The organism is Fangia hongkongensis FSC776 = DSM 21703 (assembly GCF_000379445.1).
Classification (GTDB): domain Bacteria; phylum Pseudomonadota; class Gammaproteobacteria; order Francisellales; family Francisellaceae; genus Fangia; species Fangia hongkongensis.
Genome location: NZ_KB902266.1, coordinates 1 through 4,101, shown reverse-complemented (window position 1 = coordinate 4,101; position 4,101 = coordinate 1). Strand labels below are relative to the sequence as shown.

Sequence of the window (4,101 nt, the reverse complement as noted above, 5' to 3'; positions counted from 1 at the left end):
ACCCAGATTATGGTTACCTGCTTGTGATTGAAACGAGTCGGCACTACTTTGTGCAGCCAAAGCGGTGAGTTTGTCCAACACGGCTTCGCGCTTGAGATTCACTGCTGATGATTTAGCTGACTCTTTTGTGGTGCTCGCTGATAGGTGATACTCTGTCGTTGCTGCATAGTTCGTAACAGCAAACACCATTAGCATCAGCCAAGTGAGTATGCGTGTATATAAAGACTGAATAACCATCTCTAGTTCCTCGTGACAGCATCGTTGAAGCTTTACTCTTCCCAAGGTAAAAGCACTCTATATTTGCACCTAATCCCTTTCTCGCACATCCTATCGAAAACAGGAAAAAAGATAACTAAATAGTAACTATTGATTACAATCAATATGACTGAACGCTCAGTCAGTCAAGCCTCAGCAAACAGTTGATATATAAGGCTTTGCTAACACCTGTTAAGTATTTAATACGCTTGACTTACAGCAAAATTTTATTTTTATGCATACAGCATCTACATTTGCCAACTTCACTAAGTGACTTTTAACGTTATAATGTGAAGCAATCCATAGCGGTTATCCAAGATCTAAAGGTACGCTATATAGACATTGTCCACATGGAGATTGAAAATGTTTAACTTAATAAAAACGCTGGCAGTTAAGCAAGAGCAATTTCATCAATCTATTATTCCCTTGATTGCCTTGACTATAATAAAAGCCATTTGCTTATTGAATAAGTTAAAACCAATTTCTATGTGTTAATAAAAATGACGTTGTTTATATGACAAGCCTAGCTTAATTTCAATCTTCGTGATGACCAAAATGGAAGCAAAATCGGAAACTAAAGGGCACAAACAATGGACATCAGTTCTATCACACTTAATAACTTGTACGTATTTAAAACGGTAATTGAGGTTGGCTCAGTATCAGCTGCGGCAAAATTACTCAATAAAAATCAATCGACTATTAGCGCAGCTTTAAGGCTTATAAAAAAGACTTTTGGTGATGATGTAATGAAAATTCAAGGTGGTTGTTGCGTTGCAACAACCAAAGGCTTGCAGATATGTAATTATATTGGCGAGCTGATTCATGTTGCAACCGACTATGTTGAAACCTCACAAATAAGGCGCTACAAAGTCCTGACAAGTGACTTTTTTGCTCTACTTTACATGCCTGCATTTATCAATGCCTGCAATCTACATAATATTGACATCGAAATGGAGGTGGTTCGACTAAAAACCCTCAATAAAATGCAGTGTGATATGAGTCAATTTGACTTATGTATTGGCATGGAAGACAGAGTATTAAGCATCCCCTGCCAGCCATTAATGGAAACACAATCAGTGGTAATCACCAGTAAAAATAGTGCTTTTGATGCCATTAGCTTTATTGATTATTTGCAAGCAGAGCACATTACGATGCATAAAACTGAAACTGCCTATATTAAGCAGACTATTGGCCATCACCCTCGTAATCGCGTTATTCTCTCCAACAGCCTTCTTACCTCCATGAGTCTTCTTAGCAGCATTCCTAACACGGTGATGACCACTGAACATCACTTGCACGAGCATTACCGTAATGTTTTCCAATTTAAGCAAGTGAACTATGATTTTGAATTTGAAAAAAAGCTTCTTTTCTATAGCTGGAAAAAAACCGTTCATAGTGAAGAGCTTGCACGATTTTTTACACAATGGTGGCAAAATAAAGAGGCTGAGAGTAATAAGGAGCGAAATTCAAAAAAAGAAATATTGCACTAAAGCCTCTCCTTTAATAATCAAACCTATCCCACAAACTGATAATCTATATAGCTTCTATCATGTATTTTAGTTCGCAAAATTACTAATCATTGATTGTGATCAATAGTCGCTATTTAGTTATTTCACAATCATTTTAAGGTATAAATTACCCCAAGATCTAAACCCTTGACTCCAGCGATGACATTGCATGGAAAAGGGCGAATGATTGAACACAAAGAGAAAGAGAAGGACAAAACCATGGATACTCAATTTAAAAAATCTGCATTAATGCTACTTTGTTGCTCAGCATTATTTACAAGCACTGGCTTTGCTGATACGCGTCAAGATCAAGCACTACAATATCTTCATTATAAAAAGGAGAAAAAAGTCACTATTATTAACGGGACGCAAGATGCATTAACGCTTACCCCCGGCACTTCTAGCAATCAAAACTTTTACTCTTATGTTGGCAATGTCAGCTTTAAAGAAAAGGGCGCTAAAAGTAGCGCAAAGAGCTTTCAAATTTTGCCTAGTGAGTCAAAAACATTCACCATGACAGTTGATCTATCTTATACCAGCTCTGAATGGACAAAGAGATTAGGGGTATGGAAATACTACTCACTTAAATATCAACCCCCTTTATTAAACTTGCACTTCACAACACCAAAAGAATATGGCTATCAAAAATCATGCTGGGTGACAACAAACACCTATTTGGAAAATGCTAAAGGTGAGTTAAAAGAAGATGTACCATTTTACATGGAGACGGAACATAGCTGGCCAGACCCTTTTAGCTGGGTTCCAGGGCCCCATGAAGATCCTGATAAAACAAAAACAGATAATTACCTGTATTATAAATACAGTGGAAAGTCGCTCAAAGAGCCTCAAAATCAATATATTATAAGCACATCTGATGCGCAAAAGCGCACACCCGCTGTTAAAAACGAGGATGTGACCTTAACAATTGTCCACTGTGATGATGATGCGAGATTTCGCTTAAATGTTACCAACTCTTCCTTTTCCGATACGATGTATAAATTATCCACACCTTACGATAAAGGCGTGCTGAATTCTTTATTTGTTAATGGCTTGAATTTTTTTGATCACACTCCTAATATCAATCCATTAACCCAGTACAGTCTCTTTTTAAAGAAAAATGGCCCAAGCGGTATCTTTTTCCCTCAAGGGGCATTAAAAGATCAAAGCTTTGGCTTCAGTTTTAATGATAAGGCAGGAAATGAGCATCAAATTCAAGTTGGTTTCCCAAATGAAAGTGGGAAAGGCATATTTAATGTCGCTAATCGAGATGCGCCTCTTTATAAAAACTACCGCACAATTGCTTTTTATAGTGATGGTTATATTTTGCCGCATAATGGTGGCATAAAGTCACCTGTTTACTATCGATGGAGTGATATTGGAATCCCTGATAAATATGCACCACAGGTTGTTGGGATTACAAGACTAAAGGCTTATCCTCATAAATTTTTCTTCTTTTTAAGAAATGGCACCTATTTTCGCTATGATATGACTCAGCATCACATCGATGCGGGTTTCCCTAAGCCTACTTCTAAAGACTGGCCACTTACGGAAACACAGGCAAAAATGATTGCAGGGGTAAAACTTGGTCTACAAGAAAAAGATTTAGATGCGCCAAGCTTTTTACTAAGAGATGGCAACTTACTTCTTGTCAACAGTGATGCCACCAAAGTCGTTGGTAGAAATGAAATCTTCAATGCGTATTTACTCGGCCCTGTTCTACTAAATAAACTTGGCTGGAGTAAGCTTGATGATATACGTGGATTTGTCGACTACCCAACGATAAAAAAAGGTCCTCTCGAGGTTTCCATTGCCATGGCAAATGGCCATGAAATTATATTTTGGAAGCCATATTGTGACTTGACCAAAATTGGTCTTGGTGGCTATGAGTGTCTTGCTAAGAGCTATTATAATGATCGTGTATGGATCTTCGACCAATTACAAGGACGTAAAAACCCATCACTTGCCTGCCATGATGTTGCCAAAAACTCTACTTGGTATTGTGAGGCCAGCATCGCAAAAGACAAATACGGTGTAGAGACATTAAATGTTAATCTCTCGCCAACAAAGCAGCTTTATCAAATGTTCCTAAGCGAGCAGGCACAAAATGGTGCTCGCTTGACCAGCATTTTTTAACAGGCAGTTGAACAATACAACTTATATCTAAGATCATATGGGGTTCAAGACATAGCTCTTAAGAGAAATCAAAGAGAGCGTCTCTCATTTATAACCTAAAAATATCATTCTCACGAGGAACTAGAGATGGTTATTCAGTCTTTATATACACGCATACTCACTTGGCTGATGCTAATGGTGTTTGCTGTTACGAACTATGCAGCAA

3 protein-coding genes are annotated in these 4,101 nt (G+C 37.8%); 2 read left to right on the top strand and 1 reads right to left on the bottom strand.

What is annotated here, in order from left to right; genetic code table 11:
* A partial coding sequence (locus A37Q_RS15155) for a hypothetical protein (protein ID WP_035405136.1) occupies nt 1–237 on the bottom strand: 237 nt, incomplete at its 3' end.
* A gap of 608 nt (nt 238–845) precedes the next feature.
* On the opposite strand from A37Q_RS15155, the gene A37Q_RS0109485 reads away from it, so the two are divergent.
* Together A37Q_RS0109485 and A37Q_RS0109480 are read left to right on the top strand one after the other, a co-directional pair.
* Nucleotides 846–1,745 carry a LysR family transcriptional regulator gene (locus tag A37Q_RS0109485; protein WP_018300040.1) on the top strand — a complete coding sequence of 300 codons (900 nt, stop codon included), beginning with the start codon at nt 846–848 and terminating at the stop codon, nt 1,743–1,745.
* 201 nt (nt 1,746–1,946) lie between these two features.
* Entirely contained in the window at nt 1,947–3,896 is a 1,950-nt protein-coding gene (locus A37Q_RS0109480; protein ID WP_018300039.1) for a phospholipase A2 family protein, read from the top strand.
* Nucleotides 3,897–4,101 lie beyond the last annotated feature (205 nt).

Coding starts and splice junctions, on each gene's coding strand:
- A37Q_RS0109485 (WP_018300040.1), top strand. CDS start 846: ATGGACATCAGTTCTATCACACTTAATAACTTGTACGTATTTAAAACG.
- A37Q_RS0109480 (WP_018300039.1), top strand. CDS start 1,947: ATGATTGAACACAAAGAGAAAGAGAAGGACAAAACCATGGATACTCAA.